Source organism: Nitrospirota bacterium (assembly GCA_016180645.1).
GTDB lineage: Bacteria > JACPQY01 > JACPQY01 > JACPQY01 > JACPQY01 > JACPAV01.
On the sequence record JACPAV010000060.1, the window covers coordinates 1 to 16,430 of the forward strand.

The 16,430-nt window shown below is 61.7% G+C and carries 9 protein-coding genes; 6 read left to right on the plus strand and 3 right to left on the minus strand.

Annotation, left to right across the window (positions count from 1 at the left end):
* Nucleotides 1-4,017, minus strand: a 4,017-nt coding sequence (locus HYT87_20050) for a hypothetical protein (protein MBI2062013.1), incomplete at its 3' end; no start/stop codon positions are given.
* Between the two features lie 268 nt (nucleotides 4,018-4,285).
* Between HYT87_20050 and HYT87_20055 the strand changes: the two genes are divergently transcribed.
* From HYT87_20055 to HYT87_20065, 3 genes are all read left to right on the plus strand, one after another.
* Nucleotides 4,286-5,647 (plus strand): NAD(P)/FAD-dependent oxidoreductase, encoded by a 1,362-nt coding sequence (locus tag HYT87_20055; GenBank protein MBI2062014.1) that lies wholly within the window; start codon nucleotides 4,286-4,288, stop codon nucleotides 5,645-5,647.
* A gap of 63 nt (nucleotides 5,648-5,710) precedes the next feature.
* A complete protein-coding gene (locus HYT87_20060) occupies nucleotides 5,711-6,778 on the plus strand; it encodes a hypothetical protein (protein ID MBI2062015.1) in 1,068 nt (355 codons plus the stop codon).
* A gap of 193 nt (nucleotides 6,779-6,971) precedes the next feature.
* Nucleotides 6,972-9,449: a hypothetical protein gene (locus HYT87_20065; protein MBI2062016.1), complete on the plus strand. Its 2,478-nt coding sequence runs from the start codon at nucleotides 6,972-6,974 to the stop codon at nucleotides 9,447-9,449.
* A 142-nt stretch (nucleotides 9,450-9,591) separates the two neighbouring features.
* Here the strand turns inward: HYT87_20065 and HYT87_20070 are convergent, their stop codons facing one another.
* Nucleotides 9,592-10,764 (minus strand): hypothetical protein, encoded by a 1,173-nt coding sequence (locus HYT87_20070; protein ID MBI2062017.1) that lies wholly within the window; start codon nucleotides 10,762-10,764, stop codon nucleotides 9,592-9,594.
* Nucleotides 10,761-11,396 (minus strand): TetR/AcrR family transcriptional regulator, encoded by a 636-nt coding sequence (locus HYT87_20075; protein MBI2062018.1) that lies wholly within the window; start codon nucleotides 11,394-11,396, stop codon nucleotides 10,761-10,763. The genes HYT87_20070 and HYT87_20075 overlap by 4 nt, the downstream gene beginning before the upstream one ends.
* 408 nt (nucleotides 11,397-11,804) lie before the next feature.
* Here HYT87_20075 and HYT87_20080 point away from each other — a divergent pair, with 408 nt between their 5' ends.
* From HYT87_20080 to HYT87_20090, 3 genes are all read left to right on the plus strand, one after another.
* Nucleotides 11,805-13,925: a TonB-dependent receptor plug domain-containing protein gene (locus HYT87_20080; GenBank protein ID MBI2062019.1), complete on the plus strand. Its 2,121-nt coding sequence runs from the start codon at nucleotides 11,805-11,807 to the stop codon at nucleotides 13,923-13,925.
* A gap of 22 nt (nucleotides 13,926-13,947) precedes the next feature.
* Nucleotides 13,948-14,862, plus strand: a complete 915-nt coding sequence (locus tag HYT87_20085; protein ID MBI2062020.1) for a hypothetical protein — start codon at nucleotides 13,948-13,950, stop codon at nucleotides 14,860-14,862.
* Nucleotides 14,863-14,967: 105 nt separating this feature from the next.
* Nucleotides 14,968-16,242: a hypothetical protein gene (locus tag HYT87_20090; protein ID MBI2062021.1), complete on the plus strand. Its 1,275-nt coding sequence runs from the start codon at nucleotides 14,968-14,970 to the stop codon at nucleotides 16,240-16,242.
* Nucleotides 16,243-16,430: the final 188 nt, after the last annotated feature.

Consider the following 16,430-nt stretch of genomic DNA (forward strand, 5'->3'; position numbering starts at 1 on the left):
CGTCAGGACGACCGTGAACGTGGCCGTGCCGCCCGCTTCGGTGGTGTTGCCGCTGATCGCGCTGACCGTGTAGCCGGACACGTCGTTGTCGTTGTTCGTCACCGCCACGTTGGGTGAGGGGGTTAGTCCGTTGTAGTTCGCGTCCGCGCTCGTCGAACCCGAGAAAACAATCGAGTAAGCAATATTGCCGTCCTGAACGGCATCGTTCTGCCCGGTGACGGTGACGGTCTGAGGGGTGCTCCAATTGAGATTCGTGAACGTGAGGGAGGCCGGGCCGACCGTGCCCTCGGTCGTGTCGTTCGACGTGTAGTTGACGGTGACATTCGCCGTCGGCTGGCTGTTGAGCATCACGGTAAAGGTTCCCGTGCCGCCCGCTTCGGTGGTGTTTCCGCTGATCGCGCTAACTGTGTGGCCGGGCGTGTCGTTGTCGGTGTTCGTTACAGCCACATCCGCCGGGTCAAGACCGTTGTAGCTCGAATCGGTGCTCGTGGCGGCCGCGGTGGTGATCGTGTAGGCCATGTTTCCGTCGGCCAGCGCGTCGTCCACGCCGGTCACTGTCACCGTCTGCGGCGTGTTCCAATCCAGGCTGGTGAAGGTGAGGGAGGCGGGAGAGACTGTTCCCTCGGTTGCGTCCGAACTTGAAATCCCCACCGATGTGGCGGCCGTCGGCTGTGTGGTCAGAACGACGGCAAAAGTCGCCGTTCCGCCCGCCTCGGTAGTGTTTCCGCTGATCGCGCCGACGGTGATCCCTGCCGCTGCGATGGAAAAGTTCGCGTTCGACTCGTCGCTGGAAGTGTTCCCGTAGGAGTCCGTCGCGATCAACTTCACACGCACCGTGCCGGAGGTGATTGCGGGCACCGTCCACGTGTAGGTGCTGTCGTTGGCTTCCCCGGTGGCGATCAGATTCGGATAGGAAGCGCCGCCGTCCGTGGAGTAGTAGAGCGAAATGGGGCCGGCGCCCAGATTCGGGTCGGTGATATCGGCGTTGGACCACGCGATAGCTCGTGTGGATCCCTGCGACCATGGTTCGGCCCCGTTCGGGGTAGTCAGCGTACCGGCGAGAATCGACGGGGCAGCGACATCATTCGTAAGAGCCGTGGGGGAGGATTGATTTCCGACCGCGTCCGTTGCCGTGATGTATAGGGAAGGGTTGGTATTGTCGCCGATGGCCGTGGCCCCAAAGGAGCCATCGGCCAATGATGTGACGGTCGTGATGAGTGAGGTGAGGAGGCCATCGGAGTAGATCTTGACGGCGGAGTTGGCTTCGACGGCTCCGGCTGCTCCGCTGACGGTATCATTCGTGCCTGGCGTATTCTGGGTGATCGTGAGCTGGGCAGGCGCCGGCGCGGAAGGCGGTGTGGCGTCAACCGTCCATGTGAATGAGGCGGGTGATGCATCCGCGTTGCCCGCGGCGTCTTTCGCCCGGACGGAGAAAGTGTGCGAGGCGTCGGAGATCCCCGAGTACGCCTTTGGAGATGTGCAGGAGGCATATGCGGAGCCGTCCAGTTTGCACTCGAAGGTGGCCGTGTTTTCCGGACTCGTAAAGGTGAACGAAGCGGAGGTCTGGTTGGTGGGCGAGGAAGGTTGACCGCTGATGGACGTTTCCGGGGCCGCGGTATCGAGCGTGACGGTTGCCGTCAGGCTTGAGGTGGCGTTCCCCAGGGAATCGCGGAACCGGACGTAGACGGTGCGGACACCATCGGCGCCAGGCGCCAGGCTCCAGGTCTTGGAGGTGGAAAAGGGCTCGTAGGCTGAAAACGTCGCATCGTCGTTCGAAAACGCCATTTCCGCGGCGTCCGTGGCGGCGAGCGTCAAGGTGACTCCCAGGGTGCCGGTCACCGTCGCACCGCCGCTGATCGCCACCGTACCGCCCGCAGGTGCGCTGGTCTTCACGGTCCATGCGTACGAGGCGGGCGTCGGATCGACGTTGCCGGCGGCGTCCGTGGATCGGACCGCGAACGCGTGTGAACCATCGGTTAGTGGCCCAGCGATCAAGTGGGAAGACGAGCAGGAGACGAACGCGGCGGAGTCGAGGGAACACTGGAACGCTGCAGACGGATCCGAGGAAGCGAAAGCAAACGCCGCGATTGTCTGATTGGTGAGCGCGGATGGTGTCGTCGAGATCGTCGTCTCCGGGGGCGCGGTGTCGACCGTCCATGTGTATGTGGCGGGCGTGAGATCCTTGTTGCCGGCCTTGTCGGTGGCGGAGACGGAGAGGGAGTTCGACCCTTCGACGGGGCTCAGGGCGAACGGGGAAGCGCAGGTCGCGGCAGGAGCGCCATTCAGAGAACAGGTAAAGGTACACCCCTCACCCCCGCCCTCTCCCGCAAGGGGAGAGGGGGAATTTTGGCAAGTGAAGCCAAAGGTGGCGGCGGAGGAATTGGTCAGTGCGGGCGGCGTGGACGCCGCCCCTACGAAGAGCGTGTCCGGCGGCGCGGTATCCACCGTCCACGCGAACGTCGCCGGCGTCTGATCCTTATTGCCGGCCTTATCGACAGCCGACACGGAAAACTTTTGGGATCCATCCTTCGACAAGCTCAGGACGAGCGGGGAAGCGCATGCCGCCGCGGCTTCCGCGTTGAGTTGGCACATGAAAGATGAATCGGGTTCGGTACTCGCGAACGTGAACGTGGCGGAGGTCTGGTTCGTCAGGAGGGCGGGCAAGCCCGCCCCTACCAGCGTCGTATCCGGCGGAATCGAGTCCTTGAGGGCCAGCTTGAACTTGACTTCGAGGGGGGTTGGGTCGGAATTGCCCAGCACATCGGAGGCCTTCACAAGAAGGGTGTGGTCTCCGTCTTCGGATGGCGGCATGTAGGCCGCCGGACACGAGGCGTAGTCGCCTCCATCAAGGGCGCAACGATAGGTGCAGGCAACCTTGGAGCAGTCGAACACGAAAACGTCAGACGCACCGGTCACCGCGCAGAGCGTTCCGGCTCCGCCGGCGCAGGGCTTCGTCTTGAGGATCGTGTCCGGCGAGGTCAGATCCACTTCCTTCAGTTTGAGCTTGAAATCCTGGGGAGGCTTCACGCCCGCCACTTCAAAATCCTGCCTCACTTTCGTTTCGAGCTGAACGCTCAGGGTCTCGAATGCCGCCTTCACCTGCTCGGTGGTAGGCTTGCTATCCGAGTTGGCTGCACCGGCGATGGCTTGTTGAAGGATGGACTGGGCGGTAGCCGCTGATCCGCCGCTCGAAGGGGACGAAGCGGCGACGGCCGAGGCAATTTCCGTTAGAGTGGAAATACCGTCCCCGTCAAGATCCGGGAGTTCCACCTGGTTCACGTCCAGAGGGGTATCCTTGATTTCGAGTGTCAGGACAGGTCCCACTCCCGCCCCGGAAGGACCGGCCTCGGACTTCTGCACTTTCACTTCGATCGTCGTGGTGACCTTCACGTATTCGACTTCCTGGTGCCCGCGGGAACGGACGCGCGTGCTGATTTGATTCTGGCCATCCTGGGCGGATTTCTTGGGAAGATTGAACGAAATCTCAAACACAAAGGCCGTCTCGCCCTCACCCGCAGATTCGTCGCGTTTGGGCGCCCCTCGAACACCTCCGCGGACGCCGCCGCGGACACCGCCCTGCTCGGCGCCTCGGATTCCCCCGCGGACGCCACCCTGCTCCGCTCCGCGCACGCCCCCCCGAACGCCGCCGCGGATACCTTCCGCCACCATCTCGCCGTTCATGTACACGTCGGCCACCACTTCATCCCCCGCCTTCCCCTGAATGCCGTTCAGCATGGCGGCGATTTCGGGTGAGAGCGGGATATTCATGTCCATGGGGACGACATCTTTCTTGGCCTGTGGGAGTTCGAGGTTGCGAACGCAGGAACCGAGAGTGGTGAGGAGCAAGCCGTGAGCCGTAAGCAGCAGGGCAAGAATCGTGAACCGTGAGGAGCAGAGCGAGAGGCGAGAGGAGGGAGGCGAGAGGCGAGAGAAGAGGGAACAGCCCCGGAGCAGACGACGGGGTGAAGAAAAAAGCACGCGCGAGACTTGCCGCAAACTCAGCCCTGCAAACGACATGCGACGTTTCTAGCAACCACGCAACGTGATGTCAAGTTGTTTCTCAATTTTTTCCAGTAGAAATGTGATGTACGTCACAATCGTGATTATTCTCGTATTTGCAGGGATTTGGGCGGTCAACATTCGGTGGGCGGAGTCAGTACGAGCATTCGAAGTTGAAGTTGGACTTGAATATTTGTCCCCCACCAGGGAATCGATCCTGTGTCTTGGCCCAAGGGCTGGGTTTGCCGAAGGCGCCCGGCTGCGCTAAAAGTCGGCTGTGCCAGCCGTGAAAAGTTCCATCCCCAGCGTTGTCATCGTGGGAGCCGGGTTCGGAGGGCTCTGGGCCAGTGGTCGTCTGAAAAGTGCTGCACTGCAGGTGACGATTTTGGACCGCCAGAACTACCACACGTTCTTCCCCCTCCTCTACCAGGTGGCGGCAGCCGAAATTGAGCCGGAGGAAATCGCTTACCCCGTGCGCAGCATCCGCCAGAAAACTTCGCACGCCCGTTTTTTCGTGGCGGAGGTGCGCCGGATCGATCTTCAGGCGAGACGGATCCTGACCGACGGCCCCGAGCTTCCCTACGACTACCTGATTCTCGCGCCGGGGAGCGTGCCCCATTTTTTCGGAGTGCCGGGCGCGGCGGATTTCGCCTTCCCCCTGCGAACGATGGATGACGGCATCGAGCTGCGGAATCACATCCTGAGCTGCTTCGAGCGCGCCGTCCCGATTGGTGGCATCCAGCCAGTCGCGGGGCGGCTGGGCCATCCTAGCGCCGTTCGTGAACCGGATCCCGCCGAGAGCCGATCTCTGCTTACGTTTGCCATTGTGGGCGGAGGCCCCACGGGTGTCGAATTCGCAGGGGCCCTCGCGGAACTCATTCACGGACCGTTCCGCACAGATTACCCCTCCATCCAGGATGGTGATCCGCACGTCCTTCTCCTCGAGGCGGCGAACGGCCTCCTTCCGGGACAGCCGGCGAACTTGGCCCGATACGCAGCCGACCGGCTTCGCTCCCGGGGAGTGGCCGTGCGGCTCGGGGCCGTCGTCAGCAAAATTGACGAGAGGGGTGTGGGTCTCAAGGACGGTAGCTTTGTTCCGAGCCGAACGGTGGTGTGGACCGCCGGGGTATCGGGTCCACCCGCCTTGGAGCAATGGGGGCTTCCGATGGCGAAGGGCGGGCGGGTCGCCGTTCGGCCAACCCTCCAGGTCCCGGACCATCCGGAAGTGTACGTGGTGGGCGACTGCGCCCACGTGGAGCACGAAGGCCGTCCCCTTCCCGGAGTTGCACCGGTGGCTATGCAGGAAGGCGAGTGGGCTGCAGAGAATATCCGGAGGCAGATCGCCGGAGAGGATCCTGTCCCATTCATGTATAGGGATCTCGGCACGATGGCGGTGATCGGCCGCAACGCGGCTGTGGCTCGCATCGGAAAGCGTTCATTCACCGGCTTTACCGCCTGGGTCATGTGGCTCGTGGTCCACTTGATGAGGCTGATCGGATTTCGGAACCGTCTCGTTGTCTTGTCGAGCTGGGCATGGGATTATTTCTTCTTTGACCGAGTTGTTCGCTTGATCCTTCCGTCAACGCACCGAAGGGACTCCGCGCGAGCGTTCAAACCGGGATCACCCGGAGGGGCGCAAGAAACGTAGGGGGCCGTGCCACGATTTTGCATCGCGGGCCCGTCGTGGTACATTTGGACGCGGGAGGTCACCATGAGATTCCATGCAGCCGTGTCCCTGCTCGCTTTCGTCATCCTCACAGCCGCGTGCGCGAGCGATTCCACACCGCCGAAACAGAAGGAATTGAGCCTCGATGTGCCGGTCCTCTCTCAAACCGCAGTGGCCTTGGAAGGCATGGGCGAGCTGGAGGCCACACTCGCCGTAGATGGACAGAACCTGTCGGGAGTTCGCGGCGGGGTTCGAGGCGGAGTTCGTGGAGGCGTGAGGGGAGGGGTCCGAGGCATCGGGACGCGTGACGCGGGGCGCGAGACGCAGGCAAGAGGGGGACCGGCGTCCGGTGCCTTGCGATCAGCGCAATCTTCGGAGTTCCCGGTTTACAATGTGACCTACACGTTCGAATCCATTCCCGAGAGTCTGGCGAGCGGCTCGCATCGTCTGCATCCGATCTTCGTTCGGGCCACCGATCCGGTGGGAGAGGAGCGCGGGCTCTGTTGGTTTGAGTTTGACAAGGAGCTGTCGTCCGACGGGGCGCTCGTGGATCCCCTGATCGATCCGAACAGCGAGCTGTTCGGGATCCCCGACGACGACCAGGACGGTGTGTCCAACCTGGTCGAGCTGGCGATCGGGAGCGATCCGACGAATGCATCGGCCCGCCCCTCCGCCGATGAGATCAGGGCGAAAGGATTCGACGCGACGCCGCCGGAGACCACGATCACAAGCTGCACGGCAGCCTCTGGGGGTGGTCGGACTGTGGAGTTTTCATGCTCGGAGCTGTGCGCCGATGCGACCAAAGAAGGCGACCTGATCGGCTCATCGTCCCTGGCCGCGATGGCCCGGGACGACGCAAGGAACGCAGCTCAGGATGAGCTGCAGCATACGTCGCAACCGACGCTCGCCTGTGCGGTCACCGCCCAGATCGCCCAGTGCGGCTTCCGATGCAAAGTGGACGGCCCGTCAGGGGAAGGGAGAGTGGAGGTTTGCCGTAGCGGCTTCGTCGCAAAATCTTCGGGGGCCGGGAAATACACTTTCAGCGTGCGGGCTCTCGACGGCTTTGGGAATGCCGACACGACTCCGGCCACATGTGAGTGGAACGAACCATAATCCTCTCGCATCTTGGGGCTGAATGCCCCCATCTCCGGGCAAAAAAGTCCGAATTCGCGCCCTCCAAGGCCCCATCACACCCCTGAAAAGTGATTTGGCACACATTTGCTAGGAGGAAGGCTAAGTACATGAACGCATACCGTACAAGAACCAATGGGAGGGTTCTTTGCCCTCCTTCAGAAAGGGGTGAGTCATGAAATACATCCGTTCTCTTGGAACAATCGTTTTCGCCGGCTCGATCCTCGCGTGCGAAGTGAGCGGGACCGGGACCGGAACCACAGTATCGAAGGAACCGAGCGAGAATGAACAGACGGCTCAAGCCGTCGCCTCCGTTGCGGATACCACCCAGACTCTGAACGAAACGGTGGAGACGGTTCAGACCGTCACCGAACTGACCTCCACGGTGGAGAGCTTGAGCGAGACCGGCTCAACACTCCAATCGGCCTCCTCGGCCGGATCGGCGACCTCAACGACCTCCACCCTTGGCGGAATCCGCGGCGCTCCGGCGCGTGCCGATGCCGCGGCCACCGAAACGCCCGATTTCGGCAAGTGTGATGCGACCCCCACCGACGCCGCACCACTCCCGTGCCACTGCATCTACAAAACCCCCGAGAAATTCGGGCTGGACCAGGATGCCAAGTGCGCGGAACACGTCCCGGGCGCCGCCAAGGCCGTCGTGGCCACCGTGCGCATCAAGACTACCGACGAGGCCGACATCTACAAAATCACGATCAAGGCCGTTGTACCCGCCAAGGCCGACCTGCCGGCGGACGTCAAGAAGCATTGCGTCGTGGCGGGGACGGAGATGACCTGCTCGGCGGATACCGTTGTCGTGAAACGTTGCAAGGACGACGGAGTCACCTGCTTCTTTGTGCCCGCCCCGGCGATTCCCGAGGGCAGTGTGGTGTTCATCAACCGTCGATTCGAGCTTCCGGATGATTACAAGGCCCCGGAGGATTTCAAGGATCAGACCGCGGTCACCACATGGCTCAAGGCCATCCTTGAAGGCTGGAACACGGCGAAGAATGACGACGAGCGCCGCGCCTTCATCAAGCGCTTCCTGATCGTGGACAACGGCTGGGTCACCGAGATCAAGAGAGTTCAGTGCGAACCGGGAAATGAGAAACAGAAACCCGGCGAGCCGTGGTGCCCGGATTTCCGCCCGCCCGCGGAAGGGAAGGACGGCGCCCAAGCGCCGCATCCGGTAAAAGAGAGCGGAATGCGGTTCATCTCGCGGCAAGTGCCCCCGCCGGTCCTCCCCGGCGAGACGCCCTCCGCAGAGCCGGCCAATCTTGGCCACTACGAAGTGGATTTCCGGATGATCGATTTGAAATTCAGAATGCCGGGCGAGCAGCAGCCCCGCAAGACGCAGGCGTTTCGTGTTGCGCTGGAGAAGCCCGGCGAGGCATGCACACCGGTCGACCTCAAAGGCCAGCCTCTCTCCGGAGCGCCCAGCGGACGGCTGATCACCGCCACGCACGCGGCCATCGAGGCGCACGGCGGATACGAGAACGGCGGTCGAAAGGCGTGCCGTGCCGTGGAGAAAGTAAAACTCGAATCCGGCAAGGTCGTCACGCCGACGAGTTGGGTGAGCCAGGAGTTCGCGCGACTCCAGATTCTGCCGGTCCCGCCGCCCGACAAGGCCCCGGCGCGATATCCCGTAACGCGCGAGGAAAAAGGGAAGCACTACCTCGTGGTCGATCCGCCCGAGAAGGTGCAAAAAGAGCGCGAGGAGAAGGTCGGGACGGTTGCCGACAAGGATCGGCGGCCCGGCGCGGGTGGAACCACGGCCACGGGAACCGATACGAACCGACTCCGCGGAGTCGAGGATCGAGCGACGGGTGAAGGGGTCGCCGCGGTTGCCAAGGCCCAATCGGACCGGTGCCCCGGCCACGGCGAGGGAATCACCAACGTCACCATCAAGTTCAATGACGGCCGCATCGACGAGAGGGTCCATCGTTACCTGAAAGAAGAGGGCGTCTGCCAGCCCACTCCGCTCGACGAGGATGGAAATCCGATTCCTGTAGAGGAGGATGAGAAGGGGAATCTCAAGATTAAGATCAAGGACAAGAAAGGTCAGGACTTGGACGTGTCCGTCGAGAATCCCGAATCCCCATCGAAGACCATCAAGATCAGCGCCGGGTTCGTTTCAGGCTACATCAACCTCCACGAGGCGGACGAAAATGGCGTCATCGGCGAAGGGACACTGAACGTCACCGTTCCGGGAACGAGCGTCGAGGTCAGCCTAACGATGACCGAGGCCGGATGGCAGCATGTGCAAGGGAAGGCCACGATCAAGAGCGGAAAGAACGGCACGAAGACCATGCTTTTCTGGCAGGATCGCACTGAGAGTGGCGCGTTGATCAAGTTCAAGCTGGTTGCGTCGGGCGAAATCACCGTCGCCGAAAGCGCGGAAGCCCAAGCCGAAGCCGCCTCAGCTGAAGGATCGCTGGACATGACAGTTCCCTCCGATTCGTCCAATGCCTGCGAGGAGGTGGGACAGGGAAGCCTCAACGAAGCCGGCACGGGGTATTCCCTGACGGTTTACGAAGACACGAGCACCCTGATCAGGATCGGAAACAACACGGTGAATGTTCCTGTCGGCTGCGCGGGCGGAGGAACGCCGGCGACGACAACGGCCGACACCGTCTCCGCGGCAACGAAAGGCTAGCCGGAAAGCAAGTCAGGTCCTCCTTCTACGATTGCGCCCTCCATCCGCTGATGTGGCGGATGGGGGGCTTTTTTTCGGGGGGTTCAGCCGTCAGCGATCAGCCTTCTATCTAGGCTAAGCCTCTATAGCGGACCATAGAGGCTTAGCCTAGATAGGGGATCCCAAAAACATCTTCTCCGAAGACTTCCTTCTCGATCGCCAGGATATCGGGGCGAATCTCGCCCTCGTGAAGCTCGGTATAGTCCCGGTAGCCCGTGAATTTTTCCGGCTCGAACGCCCGAACGCAACTGTTGAAAAAGAGATTCAGAATGGCGAGGAACTCTTCGCGCGGTCGGAGCAGCGGCATACCGGAATTCTCGGCCAGCCGGGTGGCCTTCGCCACGAATCGACCGAAGAAGCCGAAGCAGTCCATCCCGACCGCCTCGAACGCGTCCTTGTAGTCCCAAATGAGTTTGGCGGCGGGCAGAAGGAGAAGCTCCCGGGCGAGCCTGTCGCGCCGACTGTTCGTCACCTCCTCCGGGACGTTCCCAGCCTCGTAGTAGTTCTTCGGGAACCCCACGTGTCGCGATTCATCGAGGTGAAAGACCGGGAGGATGTGGCGCAGTCCGGGGAAATCGGCAAACTGGGCGAAGAGCGACGTGGCGAAGCTCTCGAGCACCACGTTCATGCCGTAGAGCTTCAGGTACGGGCGCGCCTGCGCAATTTTTTCGAATGTGATGAAGGCGGAATCGTGGAGGGGCACGCTGTGGCCCAGCGTCCGGACCATCGCGCGGAGGACGATGAAGTGCTTCGCTTCCTCCATCACCTGCATGGCCATCCCCATCTTGGAGCCGGTGCCGGTGACCACCGGAAGAAGGGTCGAACTCGTGTAGAGCGCATACGCCTCTCCGTGCGCGATGAGCGACATCAGTTTGCAGACCGCTTCCCGCTGCTCCGGGGAAAAGGCTTCCTCGAATTCGCGGCGGACGTCCTCCGAAGTGGCGCGTTCCATCAGCTCGTCCGTTTCGCCCTTCTGGGCGTCGGGGTCCACGCCCAGCTTTTCCACCTCGGTCGCATCGTGAAATCCGAGGTACGGGGCCTGAACCTCCGCCTTCCAGATCTTGCGGAGGGCTTTTTCATAGACTTTGCGGGTGAGCTCTTCCATGTCGCCCCCTCGAAACGCGTGCGCACGGTCGTCGTAGTCGTTGGCCTGAGTTCTTTCCAGCTTCCGCCTCCAGCGGGGCTCGACCCAATTGTACGCCGCCGCCGCCAAGGGTCCCCCGTGGCAGAACGCCGCCCAGGTCGCTTTCTGACGCATCGCCGCCATCGTGTTCATGGTTTCACCTCCCCTGAGGGATTTCCCCCAAGAATCTTCACGAGGACCTTCTTGAAATCTTCAAACGCGCGATCGCCCCGGCCGGGATCGGCCGAGAACAGGGCGTGACCGCAGAAACCGATCAGCGCGGCCATGACGATATCTGCAAAGCTCTCTGCGCTCATATCGAGCTGGTTCTGAAGCGGGCCCAAGACCGTTCGAATGCCTCCGACCAGGAGCGCCCGTTGTTCCTCGATGGAGTGGACCACCCTGCGCTTCAAAGTTTTCCGTGTCATCGATCGGGCGGCCAAGTCCATGAACACCGGTAGGAGCGGCTGCGCCTTTTTCAGGAGCTTCCACAATTCGTCGAACGCCCACAGGGCCTGCTGAACCGAGGGACCGAGCTGCGACGTGGCGCCCTCCACGCGATCGGAAATCTTGCGAAAGAGCAGGGATTGCACCTCCAGCAGAAGCTGCTCCTTGGATTTGAAATGGTAGTGCAGCAGACCTTTTGAGACGCCGGCTTCGCGCGCGATGTCGTCCATGGACGTGGACTGAAACCCGTTTCGATTGAAGCAGGTGAGCGCGGCTTCGAGGATGGCCTGCATCGAAGCGGCCCGGCGCTCCGCGTGGCTTCGACGCGGATGCGCCATCGCCCGCTGCGATCGGCCTCCCGCCCTCCGTGGGAAGATTGGTGTTACGCTTGCTTGCATAGTCATCATACTGGCACTTGCCCCAGGTCGGCTCACCTTCCTGGCTCGCCCTGATCAGGCAAGTACCGCACCATCCTTGGCTGGCTAGCCAGTCAGTATTACATCCTACGGAAACCATGTGGACCTGTCAAGTCCCCATTAGTTTCCCGGCCGGCTCATCGATTTTTTGGGTGGGGACGGGTATGCTCCGCAGCCGGCGGGATGATGACGATGAGGATGAGCACATGGGCGATGAGTCTCTTGCTTCTCGTGGCGATGGCATCTATCGCTCGAGGCGACGAGAGGACGCCGTTGGCAGGGCGCCTCCTCGAAAAGGGCACCCGCCGTCCTATCGAGGGAGGAACAGTGATGGTGCTTGAGACCTCCGAATTTGCTCTCACGGATCGCTCGGGGAACTTCATCCTAGCCACTCCAAACACACTTCCCCTCACATTCAAGATCCTCGCCCCCGGATACAAACCCTTTGAGGAAAAAATCGATTCTTGGCTGGACGGACGACGGGTGACGGACGACGGACGACGTTTTTTCTACCTCGATCCCGAAGTCGTCTCCTCTCTCGAAGTGCTCGTGGAGGCCGAGGCCGAGCGGCGGGAAACGGCCCGGAGAGTCATCACCCGGCAGGAGGTGCAGAAAGCGGCCGGAACCGGGGGGGACGCCATCAAGGTGGTGCAAGACATGCCGGGGGTGGCCCGCACCCCTTTTTCGGGGGGGGGGTTGATCGTTCGCGGTTCGGCCCTCGAAGACACCGGCGTCTACATGGACGGCCACGAGATCCCGCTCCTCTTCCATTTCGGCGGCCTCACGAGTACGTTCAACTCCGATCTCATCCGCGACCTCCGCTTCTACCCAGGCGTCTACTCCGTGAGGTACGGCCATGAGATGGGCGGCATTGTCGACATCCGGTCGCGCGCCGGGGACGCCACCGGCACACATGGGTACGTGGACGCCGACTTCTACGATGCGGGCACTCTTTTGGAGGGACCCGTCAAGAATTTCTCGTACACTGCGTCCCTCCGACGGAGCTACGCGGATGCCATCATCAAAGCGGCCGTCCCGGAGGATGTCGTCCGATTCACCCTCGCTCCCCGCTACTATGATTACGAGGCTTCCGTCGGGGGTCGATTCCTCCCGCGCATGTCCGGGTCACTCATGGCGTTCGGATCGGACGACAAGATGGCCCTCGTGCTCGAGGAACCGCCGGGTCGAGAAGTGGAGTTTTCGGGTAATTTCAATTCCAACCTGTATTTCCATCGCCTGCTCGCGAAATGGAGCTGGGATCTCGGGGCGAACCTTCGAAATGAATTCTCGACGGCCGCGGGTCCGGACCGCATCCTCTTCCGAATAGCCGAACTCAGCCATCTCAGCATCCGGATCTGGAACACTTCGCTAAGGGATGAGCTCTTCTACCAGCCCACTCCCTGGCTCACGCTCTACCCCGGGATCCATTTCGTCTGGGGCAGAGGCAACTACGACGCGAGATTCCCCCGAATCCCGAGGGAGGACGACCCCGAGCATGCCTACGACCCGGTCTCGGTTCGCGACGCCGACGGCGTCCTCGCCGGCTCGGCGGTCTCGCCCTACCTAGAAGCCGTGATCCGACCGATCAGTCGGATCAGCCTGACCCCAGGGGTGCGATTGGACCGCTACACTATCCAAAATCAAACACCGATTTCCCCGCGGATGACCGCGCGATATCAGCTCTTGGAACCGCTCACGTTCAAGGTGGGCGCAGGCCTCGTTCACCAGCCCCCCGAACCGCAGGACGTGGCCGAGGGAATTGGCCAGCCGGAGCTGGGCGTCCAGCGCGCGGCCCAGTACACGGGCGGATTCGAGGTCGATCTCCCCCGAGGATGGAGCGGCGACATCCAGGGATTCTACAAAGACCTGTCGCTCCTCGTGGTCCGAAAGGCCGAATCCGACATTTCCAACTACGATCCTTCCGATCTTGAAAACGGCGGCATCGGCCGCATCTACGGAAGCGAAGTGTACCTCTCATGGAAGAACCCCCGCGGATTCGCCTGGTGCAGCTACACGCTCTCACGGAGCGAACGACGCGACCACCCTGGAGAAGACTATCGATTCTTCAGCTTCGACCAGACTCACATCCTGACCGTGGTGGGCACGCTGAGCTTGACGGCGAAATGGGACCTCGGAGCGCGCTTCCGATACTCCACGGGCCGCCCGGAAACCCCGTTCATCGATTCGATCTACGACGCGGATCGCGACCGGTACATCCCGATCCCCGGGGAACTTTATTCCGTTCGAATCCCCGGGTTTCACCAGCTTGACGTGCGCGTCGACCGGCGCTGGAGATTCAATACGTGGATGCTGACAAGCTATCTCGACATCCAGAATGTGTACGTGCAGAAGAACCCCGAGGGGTTTTCCTACAACTATGACTACAGCGAACGGCAGGCCGTGACGGGCATCCCCATCTTTCCGTCTTTCGGCCTTAGAGCGGAGTTCTGATGAACGTGAAGGGTGAAGAGTGATGGGTGAAGGAAGAGAAGGCCGGGGCGCCAAGGGTCGGATCCTGCACATCACCCTTTACTCATCACTCATCACGGCCGTGCTGAGCACGGCCTGCGGCATCGACCAGGGAGAGCCCACGTTCGTCGACAAGCCGCGCATTCTCGCGATGAAGGCTGAACCGCCGGAGATCCAACGAGAGGGCGAGTCGCGGCTGAGTGCCTTGGTCGCCTTGCCGGACGATTTCGATCCATCCGCCCCGCCCCCCCTGCTCCTCTGGGGACTCTGCGAACTGACCGGAACCGTGACCGGGCAGAGCTGTGCCGATCCCGAATCCGCGAAGGTTTTGGGCGCCGGCGGCCCGGAGGAATCGATCCCGATTGCGGACCCCACTCCACCCCCTCCGATCCTTTCCGGGGACGGCGAGAAGAATCATCAGGGGATCTCAGCGCCGCCGGAATTTTCCATGCAACCCCTGCCCGTTCCGGTGCCTTTCCTCATCGGTCTGTTCGCCAAGGCGGGAGACAGGGAGATGAAGGCTTTCAAGCGGTTCATCGTCAGCGGCTCCACGAACCCCAATCGGAATCCCGTGATCACGGACGTGATGATCGACGGCGCACCGCTGGCCGACCTTTCCGCCTTGGAGCCCGAAAGAGAGTACACACTGGAAGTCCAGGTTCCGGAGGATGCCGCTCAATCCTACGCGGATCTTTCGCCGACCGGGGGGGGGCGGGAGAAGACCGAGGATCTGTTCATCGCCTGGTTCAGCACCGCCGAGGGGCTCGAAAAGGATCGATCCTTCGGAGTACCGTACGAGAACAAGTGGCGTGCCCCTCGGAAGCCGCCGGAATCGGGAAAAGTGCGATTTTGGGTCGTCCTTCACGACAGTCGCGAGGGAGTTGACTGGAAGAGCTTCGACCTCACCTTCGCAGAATAACTTCTCTTAATTACTTATATATCAATGCGAATGGCGTGGCACTAACCGTTTAGTTGACAACGTTGACGGTTCGTGTCACCATATCAGTCCAAGGAGGACGCGATAATGGAAGCGCTGACAACTGAATCCCAGGCCGCGCCGCAAACCGGGAAATCCTCCATCCTTCCGCCCCTGACACGTCGTTATGCCGTTGAACGAAACCTCAAGCGGCTGGATCGCGGCCTCTACCGCGCCTACAAGCTCAGGAAACGAGCGATGCCGTATGACGACACGACGGCCACCTTCTTCGGCGGAGACCTGGAAGAGCTGACCCACCGCAACTACGAAAAAGCGCTCGCCAATCTCTGGAAAGCCGAGGTGGTCGCCCCGAGCCTCGGCTTCCGCGATGCGTCCCGCGAGGAGCGACGCCCCACCGATGGCAATGCCGCTCCCCAATCCCAGGAGACGCGCGATCTCGTCGAGAAAGCACGCTCCGACGGATTCCGGGATGCCATCCGGTCCGCCCTCGATCCCGATCAGCGCCGCGCCCTCGCCCGAATTCTTTCCATCATCCTTCACGGCGAAGCGCACGCCTTGTTTGTTTCGGCTTCCCTTGTCCCGCATGTCCGCGGGACCGGCGCCAAACTCGGAATGGCCATGCAGGTCATGGAAGAGGCGAAACACTTCGTCGTCATGCGCGAGGTCGTGAAGCGGATCGACCGCGTGTATCCCCAGAATTTCTCCGATTTCTTCGCGCTGGACATGATCCTCCGCGCAAGACCGATGGACCGCCTGTTCGGCATGAACCTCGTGGTCGAAAGCGTGGCGATGACGTTCTTCTCCACGTTCACCAACTATCCCGGACTGTCCCAGATCCTTCCCTTTTTCCACAAGGACGAAAGCCGCCACAGCGCCTATCCCAAATCCTACACGGCCTTTGCCCCGCTCTCGTTCTGGACCAAGCACAGCCCCCTCGCCCGGCAGCGGCGCATGAATCTCGTTTTTCCCCTCCTCCTGCTTCTCGTGACGCTAAAAGAGGACTTCGACAAAGTGGGCCTGGACATTTTCGAGTTCGGCGGGAAACTTCTGGATAAGGTGTCACGCCTCGCCGAGCAGACGGGCTTCTACCTTCCCCTCCCGCGGGCGGACATGATGCGGATGTACAATCTCGTCTTCAACCTCCACCTTCGGATGACGGACCGGGCGCACTTCGAGGGCTTCCGCGACTACACCCAGCACCACAGCTACCGCATCCGGGAGGATCTCCAGGAGGTCGAAGATCAGATCTACGGAACGGGCTCTTCCGGCGCGTCCGGCTGGTACCACCGGTTGATGGAGGGAGTATACGGACGTCTGGCGCGCGCCATCGATCCATCGCACCCTCGCGCCGCGACGGCCTGAGCACGGGATCAAAAGCAAGCTGTTGTAGTTTAGTCAACATGTCCGCTTTACTGTTGAGTGAAAATGTCCTCCCCCGCGCGTGGCATGGATGAGGGGGGAGCGGGGGGAGAGGGGGTCCGATTGTTGCGGCGCAGAGTTCGGAGGAGCCGATCCTGACCCGGTTTTTCCGTTTCGAGTAGAATTCGGTG